General features: G+C 50.7%; 28 protein-coding genes. 24 read left to right on the forward strand and 4 right to left on the reverse strand.

Features of this window, described 5'->3' with window-relative positions:
• From KO499_RS02895 to imuA, 3 genes are all read right to left on the reverse strand, one after another.
• Positions 1-943: PHP domain-containing protein (locus KO499_RS02895; RefSeq protein ID WP_215982227.1), on the reverse strand; the 943-nt coding region annotated here is incomplete at its 3' end.
• Complete coding sequence (locus KO499_RS02900) at positions 943-2361, reverse strand: Y-family DNA polymerase (RefSeq protein ID WP_215982228.1); 1419 nt, start codon at positions 2359-2361, stop codon at positions 943-945. The genes KO499_RS02900 and KO499_RS02895, both read right to left, overlap by 1 nt.
• A 9-nt stretch (positions 2362-2370) precedes the next feature.
• Positions 2371-3060 carry a translesion DNA synthesis-associated protein ImuA gene (gene imuA, locus KO499_RS02905; RefSeq protein WP_215982229.1) on the reverse strand — a complete coding sequence of 230 codons (690 nt, stop codon included), beginning with the start codon at positions 3058-3060 and terminating at the stop codon, positions 2371-2373.
• A 128-nt stretch (positions 3061-3188) separates the two neighbouring features.
• On the opposite strand from imuA, the gene KO499_RS02910 reads away from it, so the two are divergent.
• Together KO499_RS02910 and KO499_RS02915 are read left to right on the forward strand one after the other, a co-directional pair.
• Positions 3189-3536, forward strand: a complete 348-nt coding sequence (locus KO499_RS02910; protein ID WP_215982230.1) for a 4a-hydroxytetrahydrobiopterin dehydratase — start codon at positions 3189-3191, stop codon at positions 3534-3536.
• Positions 3537-3593: 57 nt separating this feature from the next.
• A complete protein-coding gene (locus KO499_RS02915) occupies positions 3594-3869 on the forward strand; it encodes a YrhK family protein (protein WP_215982231.1) in 276 nt (91 codons plus the stop codon).
• Here the strand turns inward: KO499_RS02915 and KO499_RS02920 are convergent.
• On the reverse strand, positions 3866-4852 hold the full coding sequence (locus KO499_RS02920; protein ID WP_416240378.1) for an integron integrase: 987 nt from the start codon (positions 4850-4852) through the stop codon (positions 3866-3868). The two genes, KO499_RS02915 and KO499_RS02920, sit on opposite strands and share 4 nt — an antisense overlap.
• Before the next feature lie 1052 nt (positions 4853-5904).
• Between KO499_RS02920 and KO499_RS02925 the strand changes: the two genes are divergently transcribed.
• The 22 genes from KO499_RS02925 (at position 5905) to KO499_RS03025 (ending at position 20385) form a co-directional block, all read left to right on the forward strand.
• Positions 5905-6699, forward strand: coding sequence for a hypothetical protein (locus KO499_RS02925; protein ID WP_215982233.1), 795 nt, complete (start codon positions 5905-5907; stop codon positions 6697-6699).
• A gap of 78 nt (positions 6700-6777) precedes the next feature.
• Positions 6778-7035: a hypothetical protein gene (locus KO499_RS02930; RefSeq protein ID WP_215982234.1), complete on the forward strand. Its 258-nt coding sequence runs from the start codon at positions 6778-6780 to the stop codon at positions 7033-7035.
• Positions 7036-7150: 115 nt separating this feature from the next.
• Complete coding sequence (locus KO499_RS02935; RefSeq protein ID WP_215982235.1) at positions 7151-7579, forward strand: hypothetical protein; 429 nt, start codon at positions 7151-7153, stop codon at positions 7577-7579.
• A 574-nt stretch (positions 7580-8153) separates the two neighbouring features.
• Positions 8154-8621: a hypothetical protein gene (locus KO499_RS02940; RefSeq protein ID WP_215982236.1), complete on the forward strand. Its 468-nt coding sequence runs from the start codon at positions 8154-8156 to the stop codon at positions 8619-8621.
• 116 nt (positions 8622-8737) lie between these two features.
• Positions 8738-9154 (forward strand): GNAT family N-acetyltransferase, encoded by a 417-nt coding sequence (locus KO499_RS02945; RefSeq protein WP_215982237.1) that lies wholly within the window; start codon positions 8738-8740, stop codon positions 9152-9154.
• A 183-nt stretch (positions 9155-9337) separates the two neighbouring features.
• Positions 9338-9877 (forward strand): DUF6988 family protein, encoded by a 540-nt coding sequence (locus KO499_RS02950; RefSeq protein ID WP_215982238.1) that lies wholly within the window; start codon positions 9338-9340, stop codon positions 9875-9877.
• Between the two features lie 84 nt (positions 9878-9961).
• Positions 9962-10387, forward strand: a complete 426-nt coding sequence (locus KO499_RS02955) for a GNAT family N-acetyltransferase (protein WP_215982239.1) — start codon at positions 9962-9964, stop codon at positions 10385-10387.
• Between the two features lie 399 nt (positions 10388-10786).
• On the forward strand, positions 10787-11347 hold the full coding sequence (locus tag KO499_RS02960; RefSeq protein ID WP_215982240.1) for a hypothetical protein: 561 nt from the start codon (positions 10787-10789) through the stop codon (positions 11345-11347).
• A 111-nt stretch (positions 11348-11458) separates the two neighbouring features.
• Positions 11459-11842: a VOC family protein gene (locus tag KO499_RS02965; protein ID WP_215982241.1), complete on the forward strand. Its 384-nt coding sequence runs from the start codon at positions 11459-11461 to the stop codon at positions 11840-11842.
• 81 nt (positions 11843-11923) lie between these two features.
• On the forward strand, positions 11924-12274 hold the full coding sequence (locus KO499_RS02970) for a hypothetical protein (RefSeq protein WP_215982242.1): 351 nt from the start codon (positions 11924-11926) through the stop codon (positions 12272-12274).
• A gap of 89 nt (positions 12275-12363) precedes the next feature.
• Positions 12364-13332, forward strand: coding sequence for a DUF2971 domain-containing protein (locus tag KO499_RS02975; RefSeq protein WP_215982243.1), 969 nt, complete (start codon positions 12364-12366; stop codon positions 13330-13332).
• An 88-nt stretch (positions 13333-13420) separates the two neighbouring features.
• A complete protein-coding gene (locus KO499_RS19700; protein WP_228339745.1) occupies positions 13421-13738 on the forward strand; it encodes an antibiotic biosynthesis monooxygenase family protein in 318 nt (105 codons plus the stop codon).
• A 90-nt stretch (positions 13739-13828) separates the two neighbouring features.
• Positions 13829-14251 (forward strand): GNAT family N-acetyltransferase, encoded by a 423-nt coding sequence (locus KO499_RS02980; protein ID WP_215982244.1) that lies wholly within the window; start codon positions 13829-13831, stop codon positions 14249-14251.
• Between the two features lie 102 nt (positions 14252-14353).
• Positions 14354-15157 (forward strand): toll/interleukin-1 receptor domain-containing protein, encoded by an 804-nt coding sequence (locus tag KO499_RS02985; RefSeq protein WP_215982245.1) that lies wholly within the window; start codon positions 14354-14356, stop codon positions 15155-15157.
• A 66-nt stretch (positions 15158-15223) separates the two neighbouring features.
• Positions 15224-15661, forward strand: a complete 438-nt coding sequence (locus KO499_RS02990) for a hypothetical protein (RefSeq protein ID WP_215982246.1) — start codon at positions 15224-15226, stop codon at positions 15659-15661.
• 106 nt (positions 15662-15767) lie between these two features.
• Positions 15768-16256 (forward strand): hypothetical protein, encoded by a 489-nt coding sequence (locus KO499_RS02995; RefSeq protein ID WP_215982247.1) that lies wholly within the window; start codon positions 15768-15770, stop codon positions 16254-16256.
• 648 nt (positions 16257-16904) lie between these two features.
• Positions 16905-17417: a hypothetical protein gene (locus KO499_RS03000; RefSeq protein ID WP_215982248.1), complete on the forward strand. Its 513-nt coding sequence runs from the start codon at positions 16905-16907 to the stop codon at positions 17415-17417.
• 88 nt (positions 17418-17505) lie between these two features.
• Positions 17506-17928 (forward strand): hypothetical protein, encoded by a 423-nt coding sequence (locus KO499_RS03005; RefSeq protein ID WP_215982249.1) that lies wholly within the window; start codon positions 17506-17508, stop codon positions 17926-17928.
• 443 nt (positions 17929-18371) lie between these two features.
• Positions 18372-18689, forward strand: coding sequence for an antibiotic biosynthesis monooxygenase family protein (locus KO499_RS03010; RefSeq protein WP_215982250.1), 318 nt, complete (start codon positions 18372-18374; stop codon positions 18687-18689).
• 86 nt (positions 18690-18775) lie between these two features.
• On the forward strand, positions 18776-19201 hold the full coding sequence (locus KO499_RS03015; RefSeq protein ID WP_215982251.1) for a GNAT family N-acetyltransferase: 426 nt from the start codon (positions 18776-18778) through the stop codon (positions 19199-19201).
• Positions 19202-19293: 92 nt separating this feature from the next.
• On the forward strand, positions 19294-19974 hold the full coding sequence (locus tag KO499_RS03020; RefSeq protein WP_215982252.1) for a hypothetical protein: 681 nt from the start codon (positions 19294-19296) through the stop codon (positions 19972-19974).
• 81 nt (positions 19975-20055) lie between these two features.
• Positions 20056-20385, forward strand: coding sequence for a hypothetical protein (locus KO499_RS03025; protein ID WP_215982253.1), 330 nt, complete (start codon positions 20056-20058; stop codon positions 20383-20385).
• The last annotated feature ends 154 nt before the right edge of the window (positions 20386-20539 follow it).

Below are 20539 nucleotides of genomic sequence, written 5' to 3' on the forward strand. Positions count from 1 at the left end.
GCCCCAGTTCCTTGCAGATCAGGTTCTGGACCTGCAGCGGCGTGCCCTCCGGATAACGCCGACGCTCGCCTTCGCGGGTCAGCCGTGTCAGGTAGCCGGCGGGAGAGTCGCCCGGGGGGACCAGGTCGGGTTCGTATTCATAGCGCAGGCTGCCGGGCTCGAAGGTGCACTGCCGGGCAATAGCCAGGGTTTCATCCAGCCAGGTTTGTGGAAACAGCCGTTGCAGAACGGGCAGGGGGCGCAGGTAACGCTCGCCATTCTGAAACAGGCAGTGGCCGGCACTCTCAAGATTGGTGTGATTGCGCAGGGCCGTCAGCACATCCTGCAGTGGCTGGCGTTCCCGGCTGTGCATATGCACCTCGCCCACGGCGGCCACCGGAATGCGTAGCTGCTCAGCCAGCCAGTGTATGCGGGCAAGGTGTTGTTCCTCGCCGGATTCCAGGGTGCGGGCGGCAGCAATCCAGATCCGGGGGTCAAACAAGCGGCTCAGCCACTGCCCGCCGGCCAGCGCTTGATCGGAACTTGCCTCGGTAGGTGAGGGGGGCAGCCACAGGCACAGGCAGTCTTCCAGAGTGTGGGTTTCTATATCGCTGTGGAACAGCTGGTATCGGCCTTTTTCGGCCCGGCGACGGCCGGTGGTGATCAACTGGCAGAGCTGGCCGTAGCCTTTGCGGGTACGGGCCAGAAGAATAAAACGGGGTGGGATTGCGCCGGCGGGTGCATCCGACAGCTCAAACCAGCTGCCGGTAATGAGTTTTACCGGGCTGTCTGCCAGTGCGGCCCAGGCCCGGGGAATGCCGGCAACAGAGCAGGCATCGGTGATGGCCAGGGCAGTGTAACCAAGCTCGTGCGCCCGCCCGGCCAGTTCGTGGGGGTGAGAGGCTCCGGTCAGGAACGTGAAATTGCTGAAGCAGTACAGCTCTGCATACGGCTGCCCGGACATCAGCCAAACCATCCGTGCACAAACCAGCCTTCCCGGGCATCCCGGAAAACCCAGGCCAGCTGGCCGCTGTTCAACTGGGCAATGTAGTAATCCCGGTGCACTCGCTGGCCATCCCACCAGCCGCCACTGATGCGCTCCGGGCCGGAAAACCAGGTGACGGGCGCTTCAGTCAGCGGTTGCGGGCCGTTCAGCAGCCAGAGTGGGCGCCTTGGCAGCTCAGTGGCCGGTACTAACGGCGTGCCGGTTTTACGCAGCACTTCCGAGGCCGACCAGGCCCGCTCCGGGCGGTGATCCGCCTGGGGCGACAACTGCCTGAGGGCCTGATCCCCAAGACGTGCCTGCAGCCGGCTGACCAGGGTGTGCCAGGCTTCGTTCAGATCCCGGGTTTCGCCCAGCAGGTCTTGCCCGGAAGGCGCTTCCCGGGACAGGAAACGCTTCACCACCAGCGCCATGGAGATAACCGGTGCACTCAGCGAGTGCTGTTCAAGCCGCAGGCGGATCAGGTTCAGGAAATTGTCGGCCCGGTGCTCCGGACCGGAGGTGCGGATCTGCAAACGGGTCGGTTCGGAATGCCGGTGCCTGAGAACCAGCCGCAGACTGTCGGTATCCTGCTGGCGCCAGCAAAGATCCTCTTCCAGTTCAGCAAGCATGCGCTGGAGCGGAAACAGCAGGCCCTGGGTATGTTCAATTTCCTGCACAAAATCCGCCTGCTGCCGGAACGAGTGGGGCGGCTGCCAGGGTGCGCGGGGATCCGGCCGGGCGCCCTGGATTTTCTGGATGTAAGCCAGCAGTTCCGGAGACAACCGCCGTGCCAGTTCGCTAGCCGGCAGAGCAAACACTTCTCCCAGCGTGTTCAGCCCCAGACGCTGCAGCCGGGTGCAGGCCTTCTGATTGAACTCCGCCGCCAGCAGAGGCATCTGGCTCAGGGCGCGCAGAATGTGGCCTTTATCCGCCGTGCATTCCCCCTTGCCGGCACGGGCAATCAAACGGGCGGCCAGAGGGGTGTAACCAATCCCGATCCAGGCATTCAGCCGGCGTTCATTCAGCCCCTGTTCCACCGTTTGCCAAACCGCAGGCAACCCACCATACAGCTTTTGCAGGCTGCCAATTTCGGCCAGCAGGCCATCCGGCGGTACCAGCACAATATGGGCGGCATAGCGATACAGCCAGCGGGCCTGATCTTCCAGGATTCTGGCTTCCTGGGTTTCATCGGCGCGCACCATGCCCAGATCTGGTGCCAGGCTGATGGCGGTTTTCAGGCGCATACCACGATGGATGCCTTGCTCCCTGGCATCGGGGCAGGCCTGGATCACTTTCTGGCCAGAACCTTCGACAACCACCAGGGCACCCTGATCTTCACGGGAGCGGCGAATATGGTCCAGCACCAGGTGCGGGAAATGCAGATACAGCCAGAGCATGGCGCGTTATTACCCGGTTGAACCCGACCAGGGGCCCCGAACTACCCGGGTGGTTTCGCGGAACGCGAGGTCTGCCCGCTGGGCCATCGCCAGTGAACAGCACTGCCCGGGCCAGCTGCCCCGGCGCTTGAGTACCTTCACCTTGAGATCCTGTTGATCGCCTGGTTCCAGCTCCAGGCGCAGGGCGGCCGGAGAATTCTGTTCGGCGTAGTGCCGTTCCCGGAACAACACGCACACGTTGCTGCCGGCTTCGGCTGCCAGTTGCAGGCGCCGGACTTCCCGGGCGGCCAGTTTGCCCGGCCAGGCCATCACCAGCCCTGTTACCGGTGAGCGAAGGCAGTTTTCCAGTGTCCACAGAAAATCGGCCTCATCTTCGGTATGAATCAGTACCACCTGGTCCAGATTCACGCCCTCCCGGGCCAGAGCCGGGGCATAGGGCGTGTGCGGCGGGTTCAGCCAGAACACGCTTTTGCCTTCCCCGCCTACCCGCTGTATGAGCGGCAGCAGTAAATGCAGCTCACCAATACCCGGTGCATCCAGAAGGCATTCGCTCAGGGCGCCCCGGGGCCATCCCAGCCCGCCGAGCTGGTTATCCAGAACCTGATACCCGGTTGGTTCTGCTGGTTGTGTGGTCTGGGTGTGCCGGTGTCCCTGCCAGACACGGGCATCCTGCATCAGCGTGTTCAGAAGCTCGCTCATGATCAAAACTCTCAGAATACTGTTTAAATATACAGTATTCTGAAAGCGGCCGGATTTCAAGGGAAGGGTTGATAAAGCGCCGTGTGCAACCCACGCTTGTAATACAGCCATCAGCCATGGAGGTTGAAATGAGTGACCTGAAAACACATAGCTGTGAAGCCTGCAGCTCCGACGCACCCAAGGCGACCGGAGAAGAGAAGCAGCAGCTGCACAAAGATGTTCCGGACTGGGAAATACTGGACATTGACGGAGAAGAGCAGCTGCATAGGATCTACAAACTCAAAAACTTTGTGAAGGCCCTGGAATTCACCAACAGAATCGGCGACCTGGCCGAAGAGGAAGACCACCACCCTGTTATTGTGCTGGAATATGGCAAAGTTGCAGTGAGCTGGTGGAGCCATAAAATCAAAGGCTTGCACAAGAACGACTTTATCCTGGCGGCGAGAACCGACGCAGCCTTTAACAACATGCAATAACCCCAGCCGCGGCGGAATGAGAATTCCGCCGCCTTCCTACCGGAGATCCTGAGTAACATGGTTGAAGACCGCACCGACAGCCCACTGACCCTGAAGTTTGGGCACGAAGAACTGATCATTCGCCGCCGCTACGAAGTGATCAGCATCATCAACGACTTCTTCATCGCCATCTGGTTTCTGGTGGGCAGCATCCTGTTCCTGTTTCCCGAGTATGAGAAGGCGGCAATCTGGCTGTTCATTGTTGGCAGTTTCCAGTTCCTTGTTCGGCCCACCATCCGCCTCATCAGCCACATCCATATCCAGCGAATTCCCGCGAGCAACTGGGAGAGTTAGAAGCCTTCGTCAATCGGGCTGCGAACGCCAAAGCCGCCCTTGCGAACGACATGGGTGTAGATTTCTGTGGTGCGCAAATCCGAGTGGCCGAGCAGCTTCTGGATTGTGCGGAGATCATAGCCGGCCTCAAGCAAACGTGTGGCAAAACTGTGACGAAAGGTATGACTGCCTGCGAGCTTGCGGATACCTGCTGCCTGAATAGCTCGACGAAAGTGTTTCTGAACCGTTCGGTCCAGCAAGTGATGCCGCCGGCGGATGCCTGAGCGAGGATCTCGCGAAAGCTCCTGAGCTGGAAAGATATATTGCCAGCCAGGCTCCTGGCTGGCGTTTGGATACTTTCGTGCAAGGCCCGCCGGAAGATAAACAGAGCCAAACCCTTTCAAAAGATCCGCCTGATGCTGGTGCAGCGCGGAATTAATCTGTTGTTGCAGCGACTCAACAAGGCGATCCGGCAGCAGCGTAATTCGATCCTTGCTGCCTTTACCACTTCGAACAATCAATTGCTGCATATCAAAATCAACATCTTTGACTCTCAAGCGCAGAGCTTCGTTGATACGCAGGCCGGAGCCATAGAGAAGCATGGCAACAAGCTTGTAGTCCCCTTCCAGATTGCGCATCACTGACCTGGCTTCTTCTGCACTGAATACTGTTGGAAGCTTTACCGGCTTCCTGGAGCGTTCAAAGTTCAGATCTTCCAGAGGTTGGCCCAGGAACTCCCGATATAAAAATACTAATGAGTTCAAAGCGACTCGCTGAGTAGAGACGCTAACGTTTGCCTGTAAAACGAGGTGAGACAGGAAAGCTTCGACTTCCGCAGAGCCCATCATTTCAGGGTGCCGGAGGTCATGGAAGCGGATAAAACGCTTGATCCAGAACAGATAGGTTTTCTCTGTTTTGTACGCCATGCCTCGAAGGCGAATAAAACTGCGGACCTTATCCAAAAAACGGGTTGGTTGCGCAGGAATCGGGGGAGGGATATCCATATCCATTCATCCTTGAGTGCTGTTTATATATACAGTATACCGATTTGATTCGAAATCAAGAGACTGATGTTGGCGAAGTTATACGAACGCGTTCGCAAAACACAAAAAATCACATGAGAAATGGAGGTAACTATCTGATAGGGTTGAAAAGTTGCAATAGGAATGGCGGAGTTATATGCCCATGGTAGGAACTGGAGTGGCTCAAAAGAGGGCGTATAACTCCGGCGGTAGCCGTGGTAATCGGGGCTCAAGATACTATTTTAATTGAAGAATTATGTGTTTTCTTGAGTGACTTTAAATGGAGTTTTACGAACGGATGATATACGAACGCGTTCGTATAATTAGCTGTTATGAAAGGGGCCGATGTGATATCGAACAGGGGAACTCGTAATTTTCAGAGATCTGGCAGTGGGTTATGAATGTTTGGATAAAGCTTCTTTTGATACTGCTACCTTATGCCTTGATGGTTGCAGGGGTTCTGATGATTATTTGGAAACTTTTCCTTTTTAGCGACGCTAACCAGTTCTTCGAGTTCAATCAATTTTACGACGGTTTTCTCATGGTGATGACTGGTTGGATCTGGAATAGCTTTAATAACACTCGAAAGGATTTGCGGTGATATGAAGGCTAAGTTCATAACCAAGCAGTCAACCGGACGCCAAAAGCGTGGCGCTTTTGGTTCCCTTCGCTGGCGCTCCGGCGCCGGTTACCATTAGCGTTATGTATATAGGAGATAGTGATTGAGAAAAATAGCCTTATATATATTTAGTATCATTATCTCTACTATAGGCTGTTTTCTATCAGCCTTGTTTTATGCCGTTGAATGCCAATGGAGTTGTGATTTGGCAGCTAATCAAACTACTTATGCATATATCTTATTTTGGTTGCTAATGTTCTTGTCGGCATTTCTATTGATTAAATTTGTACTTTTAATTTTGAAAAAAGGAAAACATGCTAAAAATACATAACAAGCACATTAAAAATCGCCCACAAAAAAACGTGGGCTGGACTCGCTAACGCTCGCCTTTTATGTGGGCGTTATAGGCACTAGGATGGACTACAAAGAATTCAAAAAACAATTAATGCCAAAACTTGATGAAAAAATGGCAGAGATTGGATTTATCAGAAAGAAAACTAGTACGCCTACGTATTGGAAGTACCCTGATGAAGATGAAAGGCTTGTATGGGTAGTATGCTTAAACTTCTCTCACAGAGGAAACCCACTTTTTGATGTTCTAGTCACCCCGTACTGGATACCTTGCCAACACAAAGATGAACCGTTTCCCCGAGGTATTGGTTACTTAGGCAACCTTTCACCCGATGGCTTTGGACATAGGCAACACACTTGGTGGATCAAAACGCCAGAAGGGGCTGAGAAGTCAATTCAAGAGGTTGTTGATGCTTTGTCAGGCCCTACGCTCAAGTGGTTTCAGAAGTATTCAACTCCGAAAAAGCTTTTAAACGAGAATCCTTCTGCAAAACTTGCAGCAGATTTAGGGGAGTTTAAGCAAGCATCAGAGCTCTATAGAAATAAGCTGAAATCAAGTTTCATCAATCTATTGATAGAAAAAAAGACTACCCATGCTACGCCATATGAAAGTGTTAGAGGCTGGGAAAAAGAGAGGCATGAGAGAGTAATTGAAGAATATAAAGGTGTTTTTCTTGAGCTTGGTTCTAGTGAGGCTGATTATGAACGAGAGCATAGCCTCGTAGAATTGGAAGCACTTCAAGAGGAAAAAGATAAATATCAAAAAGACCTTGAATCAGATCCAAGATCTAGGTGGTATAAAGCCCAAGTGAAATATTGCGAAGAACGTATTGATGAACTTAATCAAAAAAGCCTATAACAAGGCGCTGCTGTCGGACAAATTTTCCGCTGCGCTCCAAATTTGCCGCAGAGCGCGGCGTTATGTGGAAAGGTGGATTTGTCTAAGTTCAAAGATACTACCGTTAAAATTGCCGCATGTGTTTTGATCATGCTGTGTTTTTTGATCCCGGGAAGTTTATTCCCGCAGTCAGTAGCCCTGCTTGTTGGCGCTGTGCTAGTCGCATGTTACGTGACAGTGTTGTATTTCATGAACGGTGTTGTGATGGGAGTGCGTGTTCATGATTTTGGTGTAGAGTTTAACAAACGAAAGGGCAAATCCCGGGTTCCCAAAAAACCAAGGAAGCGCCGAAAATGACTCGGAGTATTTTTCCACATAACAAGTCGCTTAAGTTTGTTCCGGCCTTCGGCCTCCACCGGACGCCCCTGTCGGGGCGCCGCTTAGCTCAGCGTTAAAGGGTAGATCAGTAGTCATGGCACGGAGGCAGTTTCTGGATGGGGCGATAAAGGTTAGTGATCTTTCAAAGGTTACTGGTCTGCGCATTACTCCAGTCACAGCTGGAACAAGCGGTAGGGCTTTCAGGGTCATTGCTTTACCTGGAAATGAAATCGTCTATTGGTCATTTTTCCGCGCCAAAGTTAATCGGTTCGCTAGAAAAAAATCGGAAGAACTGCAAGTACCAGTTGATTTTGAGCCTAGCCTTTATGGACAGTCACTGAAGTTTGAATACAGTTATGAGCCTTTTGAATACATTGTCGGCGGAGTATTGTCGATAGGGATGGCTGGGCTTTTACAGTTGGATATGGATGGGTCGAGTGCACTAGCCGCGGTCTTCTGTGGGCTTGGGATATTCCAATTGGTACAAGCTTACAAGGCGACGGCAGCTTTCAAAAACCTTTAACAAGTGCATTAAGTCTGTTCCGGCCCGACGGGCCTCCACCGGACGCCCTAGTCGGGCGCCGCTTATGCAAGCGTTAGCTCTAGAGGAGGAGTGATGAGAATTAAGATTTTATTTTTGGTCGTAACGGTTGTCTTTCTTTCTGCATGTGCGACAACGGCCAAATATGAGGAGATCCTCAAAACTTGGGTTGGATCCGATATAAACCACCTGGTTGCATCATGGGGCTATCCGCAGAACTCCTTTGAAGCGCCAAATGGTAATACTGTTTATATGTATAGCAGTTCAGGCAGTTACACGATGCCGACTCAAACCACGACGACATACAACGCTATTGGAAACACGGTTTACGGAAATTCCACCACAACCGGCGGTCAAACACTTAACTTCTCCTGCAGAACTTACTTCGAAGTAAACGACTCTGATCGGATCGTGTCTTGGCGATGGCAAGGAAACAATTGCACAGCGAGATAAGCTAACCAGTGCAGGCACGGCGACGCCCACTACATTGCGCCTTCGGCTCCATTTCGTGGGCGCGCATGCTGCAAGCGTTAAATTTCAAATCAGAGTAGACCCAATGAGTAATTTAGAAGACCTACGCGAAGCCTTCGGTGTTCATGACTGTGAAGACCACGATGTTATTGACGCTGTTCTCGATAAGATTTCCGCACAGGAGCGAACAACAGAGGAGCAGTATTTAATCAAAAAAGGTCGGGAGGTCCACAGAATTACGCTAACGAAAAATGTCCCTGCGACCGTGCTCCAGGTCGAATTGAATACGCCACTGGATGAAGATGTCTGCCTGACGAGATTCAATGAATTAGATAGCCCCGATAGCCGAAATCCGGGCTCATGGTTTGTTCAAAAAGGGTTTACTGTCCGGTCGAAAAAAGAGGGTGGTCACTGGGTTCAATACGCGTTCAAAAGCAATGGGGCCAATAATCTAACTCGATCGGAAATTATGGAATACCTCGGTATCGCAGACGTGCCCTACACCCCTAACCAAATTGAAGAAACGGGACCGGTGGTGGTTAGTCGCAGTTAAAATTTAACAAGTCGCAGCAGTACGCGGCCGGTGGCCGCCGGACGCCCTTTCCATGGCTCCTTTGTCGCCATTCCAAGGTCGCCGCTGTGCTTCGGCGTTAATTGCCAAGGAGAGGTATGGCTATCAGCTTCAAGGTGAATCACCCCATTACCACTGACCATTTCATCGGTTTGTTGGAGAACTCTACCCTCGGGGAGCGTCGGCCAACCCATGACCGAGATTGTATGGAGGGGGTGGTTTCCAATTCCAATCTCATCGTGAGTGCCTGGGATGAGGATTTGCTTGTCGGTATTGCCCGCAGCGTCACCGATTTTCACTATGCCTGCTATCTGTCAGATTTGGCAGTTCATCAGAGCTACCAAAAATCAGGAATAGGCAAACGATTACAGTCACTGACCCAGGAGCAACTGGGGCCGCTCTGCAAATTGATACTCATCGCAGCACCGGCAGCCAATTCGTACTATGGTCAGATTGGTTACACGCACAATGATCGCTGTTGGGTTCTGGATGCGGGGGTGACCATTGGCAATTAACAAGGCCAGGCACGCGACGTCTACTGCATTGCGGCTTCGCCTCCATTCCGTAGCCGCGCATGCTGGCTGGCGTTATGAGTAGGGACACCATTGATAAATAGTCTGCTATCACGATCTGCTGAACTCGAAAGCAGACTCTTGGAGTTTTTAGCGCTCGCTCCTTTTGATGATTCGGAGAGAGTCATGGCTAGTAGAGTCATGTGCAGTATTGCATTCGAGCATGCTGAAAGTGCGAAGATGCTGATTTCGGGTGGCAATCTCACCTCCGCGACGGGACTTGTTCGTCTTCAGTATGAGGCTTTGGTCAGGGCAATGTGGCTTCTCTACGCAGCTCCTGACACCGCCGTTTCCAAGTTGACCAGTGAGCTCACACAAGAGACAGCTAATAAAGCGAATAGGCTTCCGATGCTCAGTGAAATGCTTGAGAAATTACAGGGTAAAGCACCTCAAGAACCGGTGAATATGCTGCTGGAATTTAAAGAGTACTCTTGGAAGCCTCTAAGTTCGTTCATCCACGGCGGTATTCATGCAATCCACCGCCACAGCAAAGGCTATCCACTTCCTTTACTCGACCAGATGGTCCGAATATCCAATGGTGTGTCAGTAATGGTAGGAATGCTATTGGTCATATTGCATGGCGGTGGTGCGCAGCGTGGCAAAATGCCACTTATTCAAAGAGAATTTGCTGACTGTCTACCTGACACCAAGTCGCAAATCTCATAACAAGGTGGTCAACGGGACGCCAACTACGCTGCGCTCCGTCGCCGCCCATTACCACTGGCGTTATAAATCCTTTCCGGAGAACTTGTGAACATCAGACCGGCAGTGTTGGCAGATAACCATGAGATTGAGCGTTTAGCGCATGTGCTGACGCCCGCCACTGAACCAGAGCATCAATCTGGCGATGCGCTGGCTCTGCTCTTAAACTCAGACGGCCATCGGATATGGGTAGCGGATTTAGGCGAAACGGTTGTTGGTTGGCTACACGCATATTTAGCGGTTCGGGTTGGAGTGGCACCATTTGTTGAAATAGCTGGCCTCATAGTTGATGAGCAGCACCGGAGCGAAGGAATTGGCTCCATGTTGGTTGCGGAAGCTATCGCCTGGGCCAAGTCAGTCGGGGTTACCGTTCGGGTTCGCAGCAATTCAAAGCGCGATGCCACCCACAAATTTTATCGAGTGCAAGGCTTCAAGTTATTGAAGCAACAGCATGTTTTTGAGTTCAATTTATAACAAGGCGCAGCAGTACGTGGCCTACGGCCACCGGACGCCCTTGTCAGGGCGCCGCTGTGCTTCAGCGTTAAAGGCCAAGGCTTAGGAAGGAATCAGGTAGTAGAGCAGGGAGTTGCTTTCAAATGTTTATCACCGTCCAGCTCTTCTCCCCGCAAAACACTGCAAAATCCGCGAGTTTCGTGTTCTGGTTCCTAGCGTCATGGGCTAGGGTCAGTGCAAGCTGTTTGGTAAAAGGCATTCGGATTCGAGTGCCAGGGATGGACTGCCGGGTAACCGGCCATTAACAAGGCGCATCAGTACGCGGCCGATGGCCGCCGGACGCCACTGACGTGGCGCCGCTGTGCTTCAGCGTTATATATTCACTGTCTTGTGAGCAAAACTTATGGAATCTGTCGAGGGATGACTCTTTCTGATAAAATGCTACATGCGATAGTAGCCTCTTTATTGGTCATTTTTGTCGTGACCTATCCAGCCAAAATGGTTGTTTCAGGAGAAATTTCGAGTTCACTTCTTTGGGTGGGATTGATCATTTCGATTCCATTAACAGTATGGGCTTTAGTTCGGCTTTTTACCGACGGGTCTTCAGCCCGGAAACACTTCAAAACGAAAAATAGTATTTGGTTTGCTGTATTTGCATTTACAGCTGGCATTCCTATGATTGTCACGATGGCTGTTTATAAGGGTATTCCGGTATTCGGACATTTATTTTACTCAGAGCCAGCTATAGTTGAGGTTACAGTAGAAAGGAAAAGAAGCAGGTTTCATGTCCGAGGTTATATTTTTTGTGAGGGAATATTTTATGCCAAAGAATTTAAGTCTTCTTTTGACAATAGCATATGTGGTTTAGAAAAAAATGATTGGTATAATCTGAAAATCGGAGATAAAGTGACGCTAACTGGTAACATTTCGAGTTTTGGATTTATGTATTCTGATTATAAAATTCACGATTTCACGGATTAGTTTGCAGCACCAATATATAACCAGTCAATCAAGTACGTTCCGGCCTGCGGCCTCCACCGGACGTCCCTGTCGGGCCGCCGCTTATTTTAGCGTTAAGCACAAGGAAAGTTCATGCACGCTAATATAGCCCGCTACGGAATGATTCTGAACACAGAAAGGTTTGACGAGTGCGTGGCATTTTATCGAGATCTTTTTGGCTTGCGTCAGCTGTTCGAAAAAGACGAAGACGGTTTTAGGCTTATCTGCCTTGAGTACGGCGATGGCTACTTGATGATCGAGCAAGGAGGCAAAGCGAAGGATGGCGTTAAGTCACCTAAAGAAGGTAGCTTCAATGTCGAAGACCTAGAGGACGCCTTGTCGGAAATTAGAGCGTGGGGCATCCAAGCAGTCATCACAGAAAGTGCTTGGGGTAGGACGATCAACATCAGCGATCCCGATGGAAACCGAGTTGGTGTCAGAGATGAAGCTGGTTTTGTTCGCCAGATCAATGCTTAACAAGGTGGTCAACGGGACGCCAACTACGCTGCGCTCCGTCGGCGCCCATTACCACTGGCGTTATGACCACAAGGAAGTCGAGTGAAGAAGAAGGTTTATCTATCCATTTTTGCCAGCCTAATTTTTGCAGTGTTTGTCAGCGCCATAGGCGGAACTTATGGGCGAGCACTGACAGAGCACGTTAATAAAGAGGCTATTGAATTAGCGTTAGATGGCAGGTCCATATCAGATCTTTCCCGAGAAGAGGGCAATGCATTGAAGCGCTCTCCGGAATTTTTAGACCGCTTGGTCGCAGCTAAGGAAGAGGTATCTGGCGAGTACTGGTGGTATTTCGCCGCGAACCTCCCCATCCAAATTTCACTAATTCTCGTCATTTGCTTGGTTTGCGGAAAATTTGTAATTCATACGGTGACTAAGCATGCGAGGCCATAACCAGGCGGTCAACCGGACGCCAAAAGCGTGGCGCTTTTGGTGCCCTCCGCTAGCGCTCCGGCGCCGGTTACCTCGGCGTTGTACAGAAAATGACGAAACTTATGTTTGAGTCAGGGAAGTATGTGTACCACTACACGAGCGGAGAAACAGCCACTGACTGGATCCTTCCGTCGCTTTCTCTGCGGATGAGCCCTTTCACTAATGTTAATGACCCACGTGAGTCGAAACATTGGCCGTTTAAATTCTATGCAAGGTCCGCAGAAGAGAGCTTCGATCCGGAGTTGTTTCGTGAAGCGACCAGATATGTACGAGACAAGTCGCTGGTCCTGTGCTGCTCTAGGGATCACCCGGAAGGTGGCGATGATTCACTGAGAAGGGGGTATGCGCGCCCGAGAATGTGGGATCAGTATGGCGATAAGCATAAGGGTGTGTGCTTAGTTTTAGATGAGGAGGAACTCGGGCGTGCGGTTGCTCGCATGGCGAACGGCCGGCAGCGGTTCTCTGGGAAAGTAGAATACTTGGATTCATCGTTTGGCCCCATGATTCAGGAGGCCGATCCCTACGGTTTAGTGTATTTGGAAGATGTTAAGCAGCGGGGTCTGTCGAGCGTGCTTGAGCCGCTGATCTTAAGGTTTAGCGATTCCCTATTCTTTACAAAGCACAAAGATTGGGAACACGAGAGCGAACAGAGATGGGTGGTCCGTACGGAAGATGAACGAGAACCGGATTTCGTTTCCATTCAAGGGGCTTTGCGGGCTGTACTACTGGGAGCCGACTGTACGCCGGAGACTGAGCAAAAGGTTATCGCTTGCTGTCAACGACACAACATAGCGATCCATAGGGTCAATTGGAACGGCTGGGCAGTTTCCGTCTACGGTAACCTGCTGGAAAAGACCAACAAGAAGAGTGTGTCGCTTAATGTAACGTACAATTTGCGCGTACCTTGTTCAGCGATCTATTTCCAAGAGTGTGACGAAAAGGGAAAGCCGTGTACGGTTTCAATCGACTCAAGTGGAACGTTGAAAGTGATTCATGAATCAGTCAGCCCTAAAGGGTAACATGCAGACTCTGTACAACAAGAAGCTCCAGCTGATGCCAGACAAGCTGGCACAGCTGAGCATGAACGTTAAATGCACAAAGGGATCTATGTCCGATATAGCTAGAACTCCTGAACCGCCATACTATGCCGTTATTTTTAGTAGCCATCGTACGGAGGGTGACAACGGATATGGTGAAATGGCTGACAGAATGTTGGAGCTAGCGGCAAGACAACCCGGTTTTCTGGGAGTCGAATCCGTCAGAGAGGGGCTGGGTATCACTGTGTCCTACTGGGATAGCTTGGAGTCAATTTCCGAATGGAAAAGGAATACGGAGCACCGGGAAGCGCAGAGGCTTGGGCGCAAGAAATGGTACTCGAACTTTCGAGTCCGCGTCGCAAAAATAGAGCGTGAATATGGCATTTAACAAAGCGTACCAATACACCGCCGAAAGCGGCGGTGGGACGCTCGTAAACTCGCGCCCTTGTACGCGGCGTTAGCGGCCGAAGAGACCCATATGGACATTGAGTATAGTAAAACACTAGAGAATATTTCTTGGAGTCGCGTCTCACAGATATTCGAGCAAGCAGGCTGGGGAAGGCGGTCGCCCGAAAGTCTAGAACGAGCTTTCGCCCAAAGCAGCTTCTGTCGATTTGCGTACGTTGACGGTGAGCTAGTAGGTTTTGGCCGAACTGTTGATGACGGCGAATTTTATGGTTGGGTGGTCGATCTCGTTGTAATTCCCGACTATCAAGGCTTAGGGGTAGGGACGCGCATATTGAAGGAGCTGGAAGCCAGTCTCAGTTCATTTATTACCACAATGCTCGTTGCCACCGAGGGTAACGGCGGGTTTTATGAGAGGCAGGGCTGGTTTAAGCAGCGTTCAGCATATATTTACCCTCGTTCTGAGAAGCAAATTGAAATTTTTGGGGAGCGCTAACAATGCCAAGCACTTCGCCCCAGCGAAGCTGGGGCGGGACCTCGCTACGCTCGGCCCGTGTTGGCGGCGTTAGCAGTCCAAGATGTCAACAATGGAGAGAAAATGAAGATATTTGTAAGCTGGTCAGGAAAGAGAAGTAAGGCTGTCGCTGAGCTCATGAGTGACTGGCTTAAATGTGTAATCCAAGCGTCCCAACCTTGGATCTCGACCCGAGATATAGATAGAGGGGCGATTTGGTTTTCTGAAATTAGTGACAAATTAAAAGACGTATCAGTTGGCGTCGTTTGCCTTACTCAAGAAAACAAAAATAAGCCTTGGATATTGTTTGAAACCGGAGCGTTGGCCAAAGGGTTGACCACAAATAGAGTGTGTACATTCTTAATTGACCTAAATCCAGAAGACTTACAAGATCCTTTGGGCCAGTTTAATCATACTACTCCAGATAAAAGTAGCGTCTGGGAGCTAACGAGAACCATTAATGACTGCCTTGACGATGATGCTCTCGACGAACGCATATTGAACCAAGTTTTTGAAACGTACTGGCCCCAGTTTGAGGGGAAGTTCCAAGATGCTTTGAATGACAACCCACCGCAAGAAGACGTTCCGCCTCGCTCTGAACAAGATATTCTCTCCGAAATACTAAACAACACGCGGAGCTTATCTCACCGAATTCGAGATTTAGAATCGGAAGTCCACTACAAATCAAGAAATCTGAAAAACATTGACTTTGACAAGAAGGCTAGGACAAAGATTCTGAAGATGGCGGAGTCGGGTGACTATTCAATTGAAGAAATCGCTTCGTCATTAATTGATTACGATATGCCTGAAAATTATGCAATTGAACTAGTGAAGAAGACTCTTATGAATCACAAGCTCAATATGAGTAGACATATTGCTAACAAATAAATGCAGCCGACCGCATAGCGGCGGCTGATTTAGGCGTTATATTTCAATCCCAAAATAAGGAGAATCATGCGGAATTTAGTGGTTATTCTTTCACTTCTGATGCTGGTTGGCTGCGGCGAAGAAGAGGCAGCAGAAAACATTCAGAAAAAATTAGAGCAAGGTGAGACCCTAACGAAGAAGCAGCAATGCATAGCTGACACTGTAGTTTCGTCAATCGTCGATCCAAAGAATGTCATGCTCTATGCAGCAACATTCGATGTGCTTAGTCGGGCCTATATTGCTCAGAAGGCTCAGATTATAAATTATTGCCGCACGATGATTGTCGGATCACGACAAAGCGACGCTTTTAAAGATTACTCTGAGAACTGCCCTGAAGAACTCAAAGAATTGAGCAGTGAGCAGTTAACAGAGCTTGATGTTCGCGCGCAAGAGTTAGCGAGATTGGCCGCTGACCTTGATGGCAGTCCATTAGATGCTGCACTTGGTCGTTGCGCGGATCTCTGAATATAACAAGGCAATTAAATACGTTCCGGGCCGATGGCCCTCCACCGGACGCCCTTGTCAGGGCGCCGTTTATTGCTGGCGTTAAAACGAAAACATAGGAGGTCACATGCAACGGATCGCATCACGAACTATTTGGCGGGTTAATCTGCTCTTTCTATCCTTTCTCCCTAGCTTTGCCCTTGCCGAGAACTCGATCCCTGAAGACTATCTCGCTAGTAAGCCGCTGGTGTTGGAAATCCGGTATTGTGAATGCCAGGCCACTAAAATCGGCAGCGAACCCTTTGACCTTTTGCCCAAGTTTCTGAACGAGTCGAGTCTTTTAAATGTTAGCGTATCGAACGAGGAGATGGGCTTTGCTTCTGCAAACGAGTTGTCGATGGGTTATGAGCTCAAGCCAGTCGCAGGCTCGCCCGACCAATTCCTATTTGAATATGCTGGCAATTACACTGCGGGCAATGGGAACAGCTATGGCAACGGGGAGTTGCTCCTGATTAAGGGGCAGTGGGTCAATATCTTCGGCTCGCAACATGAGAGTGAAACTGGACCGCAACACAGCAATGTTGCGGTGCGGCTGGCTAAGCCCGGTGGTTTCTAATGGCCAGTTTTAACAAGTCAGGTCAGCGGACGTGTTACACACGCCGCTGCCTTTAGCGTTAAAGGCTAAGGCTTAGGAAGGAATCAGGTAGTAGAGCAGGGAGTTGCTTTCAAATGATCACGTCAGTTCAACTCATCTCCCCGCAAAACACTGCAAAATCTGAGCGTTCCGTGTTCTGGTTCCTAGCGCCATGGGCTAGGGTCAGTGCAAGCTGTTTGGAAAAAGGCATTCGGATTCGAGTGCCAGGGATAGACTGCCGGGTAACCGGCCATTAACAAGGCGCATCAGTACACGGCCGTTGGCCGCCGGACGCCACAGTCGTGGCGCCGCTGTGCTTCGGCGTTAAAGGCCAAGGCCTAGGAAGGAATCAGGTAGTAGAGCAGGGAGTTGCTTTCAAATGATCACGTCAGTTCAACTCATCTCCCCGCAAAATACTGCAAAATCTGAGCGTTCCGTGTTCTGGTTCCTCGCGCCATGGGCTAGGGTCAGTGCAAGCTGTTTGGTAAAAGGCATTCGGATTCGGGTGCCAGGGATAGACTGCCGGGTAACCGGCCATTAACAAGGCGCATCAGTACGCGGCCGTTGGCCGCCGGACGCCACAGTCGTGGCGCCGCTGTGCTTCAGCGTTATGTGTTTATGGAGAGTTGAATGTTCAAAAGGTTTCTTTCTGGCGTTGTCTTTGGTGCCGGTTTCACCGTTGCAGCTCTAGGTTTGTACACTGTTTGGGTGCTTTATTTTTTTGCACCGTTAATCGATCAGCGCATTGATTCTGAGCAAACTGCCTATCACTCTCCTGAGGAACCCGAGGTGTATCCTCATACCCCAAATTTCCGCGAACTTTCTGTTGATGAAAAAGTGCAGAAGTCTTCGGCTATCCTAATCCTCCGATTCGAGGAAGGTCAGCACGGGAATTACAGGAGCATCGTTGAAGAAGTCTTAAAACAAGAACAAGGGATAGAGCTCTACTACGAGCAGGGCGAAGTTTACGAGGAAGATTCTCACTACAGTACCTCAGATAAGTTCGTCCCCAGAAGGGCTGTTGTTTTTATGCAAGGCAGCCCCGCCAAGATGAGCTATTCCACCACTTTTAGTGGTGAACGAATCAGGGGGCTTGGAGGGATCTCACTTTCTTTGCTGCGAGAGAAAAGCAACAACACATAACAAAAGGCTGTTGTCGGACGCACCTGCGCTGGCGCTCCGGTGCGCCGCAAAGCCTAGGCGTTAGGCGTCTCTAAGAGGAGACCGTAAAATGAATCGAAGCATCATTCGGCATGGGTTTATCCTGATCTTGATCGCTTTGGTGACCGGCTTATTGCTCCCTGCTATGCAAATCCCGAGACTTGGACTGTCCGCACACACTATAGGCATTCTGAGTGGTGTATTACTTGTCGGAATCGGCGCCATCTGGAGCATATTCAGCCTATCGGCCTGCCAGTTTTCCGTTATGTACTGGGGCTGGGTTTATTCCAGTTATGCCAATTGGCTGGGCTGCCTAGTTGGTGCGTTTACGGGCGCAGGGCAAATGACACCACTGGCATCATCGGGTGCGCAAGCCGGCACAGCGGCAGAATCAGCAGTTGCCGTGTTGCTCATTAGCGTTGCAATTACCTCGCTAGTGGCAGTGGCTTTGTCCATTTGGGGATTGCGGGGGCACAGTGCAAACGGCGCCTAACCAGTCATTCCAGTTCGTTCCGGCCCTGAAGGGCCTCCACCGGACGGCTTTCAGCCGCCGCTGAATATTGGCGTTATGAGTGTTGAGAGAGTCAGTAATATGTCCCGGAAAGAGCGTGTTCCGTGCTAGATATCTTGATAGATGGTTTGTTCCGCGTGGTTTTTCGGGGCTTTATACGGTTGTTCGGCATGGAGCAGGAATGTGCTGATGGGTGTGTATGGTTCGCGTGGGGTTTGGTAGCTGCGCTGGTCTTGCTAATCGCTTTAATTGTCTATTATTTCTCTACACCCAAACGCGTCAAAGGTAACCGTCGGCGATGACCTTTACTCATAACAAATTGCATCAGTACGCGGCCGTTGGCCGCCGGACGCCCTTTCCGTGGCTCCTTCGTCGCCACTCCAAGGTCGCCGCTGTGCTTCGGCGTTAAATGCCAAGAGGAAGTTATGTCAGGGATCGCTAATACTCCGAGTCCGCCATATTATGCGGTGATTTTTAGCTCTGTCCGCACGGATGGAGATTATGGTTACGGTGCTATGGCCGACAGAATGGTCGAACTGGCCGCCGAGCAGGAAGGGTTTCTTGGTATCGAGTCAGCCCGCGAGGACGTTGGTATCACTGTTTCGTACTGGGCCAGCGAGGAAGCGATCAGGAATTGGAAGCAAAATGCTGAGCACCTTGAGGCCCAGCGTTTGGGCCATAAAGCTTGGTATTCCGAATTCAAGGTCCGAGTTGCAAAGGTTGAGCGTGCTTATGGCATTTAACCAGCCAATCAAGTTCGTTCCCGGCCTGGCGGCCGTCCACCGGACGGCTTTTAGCCGCCGCTTATTTCAGCGTTAGGAAGTCTCGAATGAACCCCATATTCCGGCAAGCGAAAAACAAGGGTTTTGTTGAGCAACTGACTCTTCGAAACATGGAGCCGTACTACAAAGAGCTTGGGATTCGCTGGGACCATGCGCTATTCGATGCGAACTGGAAGGAATTTGAGAACTACGAGATAGCTATAGATAAGTGTGCGATTGGATGCTTGCGGTTGAGTCATGATAGTTGCGCCTATTACATTCGCGACCTTCAGATCGACCCGGATTGGCAAAATAAGAAGGTGGGCTCTCAGGCAATCAATTTCGCTATTGGAGTCGCCCAGAAAGAAGGCTTTCAGTTGCTTCGGCTCCGTGTTTTTTGTGCAAACCCAGTAGTGGCTCTATATGAGCGAAAAGGATTCAGGATTTGCAAAACTGAAGGCGGGACCCACTATATGGAGCGGGAGCTTTCCTAACCAGCGCATCAAATTCGTTCCGGCCCGGAGGGCCTCCACCGGACGCCCTAGTCGGGCGCCGTTTATGCAGGCGTTAGCTACAAGGAAAGCTTGTGACCAAATTTGGCATAGCGATAACCGTAATATATGTGGCAGTAATCAGTCTGTTTCGCTGGAATAGCTTTTCTGAGCTAGCGACGATACCTCTTAATGAATTTGGTGATTTTTTTGCGGGTGTCTTCGGTCCGTTAATGTTGTTTTGGCTGATTCTTGGGTACATGCAGCAGCAGTCAGAGTTGCGGCAAAACACACGAGCCCTAGAGCTACAAGCTGATGAATTGAAAAAATCCGTTGAACAGCATAAAGAGTTAGTGAAAGCTACAAGAGAACAAGTCCAAGCAGATTTGAAATCCCTAGAAATAGAAGAAATTAGGTCGCTCAGAGAGGCACATCCGCATTTTACTATTACCGGGGCTGGTAAGGGGATGACTCAAGGTGATAAGAAAACGTTTAATATTCATATCCTGAACTCAGGGCAGCCCGCGTCTGGAGTCTTTTTCACAACAGAGCCTGAAATCAAGCAGATCCCCAAAAACAGTATTGTTCATTACTTTGAGTCGGGAAAAAGACACAAGCTAACGTGGGATACACATACTAGTGGTGAGGCTCCGTCAGAATTGAAGCTGATAATAAACTGCAAAGATTCGAACACAGCTAATTACACGAAAGTATTCCACATGGTGTTGGATGAAAACGATCAATATCACCTTACCGACTCAGCATGGGTAAGCTAACAAGGTGGTCAACGGGACGCCAACTACGCTGCGCTTCGTCGGCGCCCATTACCACTGGCGTTATGAGGGGAAAATGGATTTATGCCCAAGTTACGAGTAGTCGCGTTTTCCATCCTCTTTTTCGGCGTGGCTTTTTCGGCAGTCTCCCTTATTTTCTATTTCGGGGATTGGCAAAGGCTGGCTTTGGTTGGTTCAGCTGGTGTGTTTGTCGGCTTGGTTGCCGCACCGACCATTGAGCCAAAGGTGTTCAAGCACGCCTGGGCTTATGAGTTGATTTTTGGGGCTCTGGCAGGATCGATGCTGGGGTTGGTATTTGGAGTAGAAGCGGAAGCTGCAGGTGTTGGGGCTTTATTGGGCGGGGTTCTTGGTTATCTTGCGCCGTATTGGATCAAGCATGTACCAATCCCTTAAAACTCATAACAAGGCCATTAAGTCTGTTCCGGGCCGATGGCCCTCCACCGGACGCCCTTGTCAGGGCGCCGCTTATGGCTGGCGTTATAAATCCTTACCGGAGGGCTTGTGAGCATCAGGCCGGCAATGTTGGTAGATAAACATGAAATCGAGC

The organism is Marinobacter sp. F3R08 (assembly GCF_018860425.1).
Taxonomy (GTDB): Bacteria; Pseudomonadota; Gammaproteobacteria; order Pseudomonadales; family Oleiphilaceae; genus Marinobacter.

Coding starts and splice junctions, on each gene's coding strand:
- KO499_RS19700 (WP_228339745.1), top strand. CDS start 13,421: ATGTCCGATATAGCTAGAACTCCTGAACCGCCATACTATGCCGTTATT.
- KO499_RS02945 (WP_215982237.1), top strand. CDS start 8,738: ATGGCTATCAGCTTCAAGGTGAATCACCCCATTACCACTGACCATTTC.
- KO499_RS02995 (WP_215982247.1), top strand. CDS start 15,768: ATGCAACGGATCGCATCACGAACTATTTGGCGGGTTAATCTGCTCTTT.
- KO499_RS02925 (WP_215982233.1), top strand. CDS start 5,905: ATGGACTACAAAGAATTCAAAAAACAATTAATGCCAAAACTTGATGAA.
- KO499_RS03025 (WP_215982253.1), top strand. CDS start 20,056: ATGCCCAAGTTACGAGTAGTCGCGTTTTCCATCCTCTTTTTCGGCGTG.
- KO499_RS02975 (WP_215982243.1), top strand. CDS start 12,364: ATGACGAAACTTATGTTTGAGTCAGGGAAGTATGTGTACCACTACACG.
- KO499_RS03015 (WP_215982251.1), top strand. CDS start 18,776: ATGAACCCCATATTCCGGCAAGCGAAAAACAAGGGTTTTGTTGAGCAA.
- KO499_RS02965 (WP_215982241.1), top strand. CDS start 11,459: ATGCACGCTAATATAGCCCGCTACGGAATGATTCTGAACACAGAAAGG.
- KO499_RS02920 (WP_416240378.1), bottom strand. CDS start 4,852: ATGGATATCCCTCCCCCGATTCCTGCGCAACCAACCCGTTTTTTGGAT.
- imuA (WP_215982229.1), bottom strand. CDS start 3,060: ATGAGCGAGCTTCTGAACACGCTGATGCAGGATGCCCGTGTCTGGCAG.
- KO499_RS02900 (WP_215982228.1), bottom strand. CDS start 2,361: ATGCTCTGGCTGTATCTGCATTTCCCGCACCTGGTGCTGGACCATATT.
- KO499_RS02980 (WP_215982244.1), top strand. CDS start 13,829: ATGGACATTGAGTATAGTAAAACACTAGAGAATATTTCTTGGAGTCGC.
- KO499_RS02990 (WP_215982246.1), top strand. CDS start 15,224: ATGCGGAATTTAGTGGTTATTCTTTCACTTCTGATGCTGGTTGGCTGC.
- KO499_RS02985 (WP_215982245.1), top strand. CDS start 14,354: ATGAAGATATTTGTAAGCTGGTCAGGAAAGAGAAGTAAGGCTGTCGCT.
- KO499_RS03005 (WP_215982249.1), top strand. CDS start 17,506: ATGAATCGAAGCATCATTCGGCATGGGTTTATCCTGATCTTGATCGCT.
- KO499_RS02935 (WP_215982235.1), top strand. CDS start 7,151: ATGGCACGGAGGCAGTTTCTGGATGGGGCGATAAAGGTTAGTGATCTT.
- KO499_RS02950 (WP_215982238.1), top strand. CDS start 9,338: ATGGCTAGTAGAGTCATGTGCAGTATTGCATTCGAGCATGCTGAAAGT.
- KO499_RS03010 (WP_215982250.1), top strand. CDS start 18,372: ATGTCAGGGATCGCTAATACTCCGAGTCCGCCATATTATGCGGTGATT.
- KO499_RS02960 (WP_215982240.1), top strand. CDS start 10,787: ATGACTCTTTCTGATAAAATGCTACATGCGATAGTAGCCTCTTTATTG.
- KO499_RS02940 (WP_215982236.1), top strand. CDS start 8,154: ATGAGTAATTTAGAAGACCTACGCGAAGCCTTCGGTGTTCATGACTGT.
- KO499_RS02910 (WP_215982230.1), top strand. CDS start 3,189: ATGAGTGACCTGAAAACACATAGCTGTGAAGCCTGCAGCTCCGACGCA.
- KO499_RS03000 (WP_215982248.1), top strand. CDS start 16,905: ATGTTCAAAAGGTTTCTTTCTGGCGTTGTCTTTGGTGCCGGTTTCACC.
- KO499_RS02915 (WP_215982231.1), top strand. CDS start 3,594: ATGGTTGAAGACCGCACCGACAGCCCACTGACCCTGAAGTTTGGGCAC.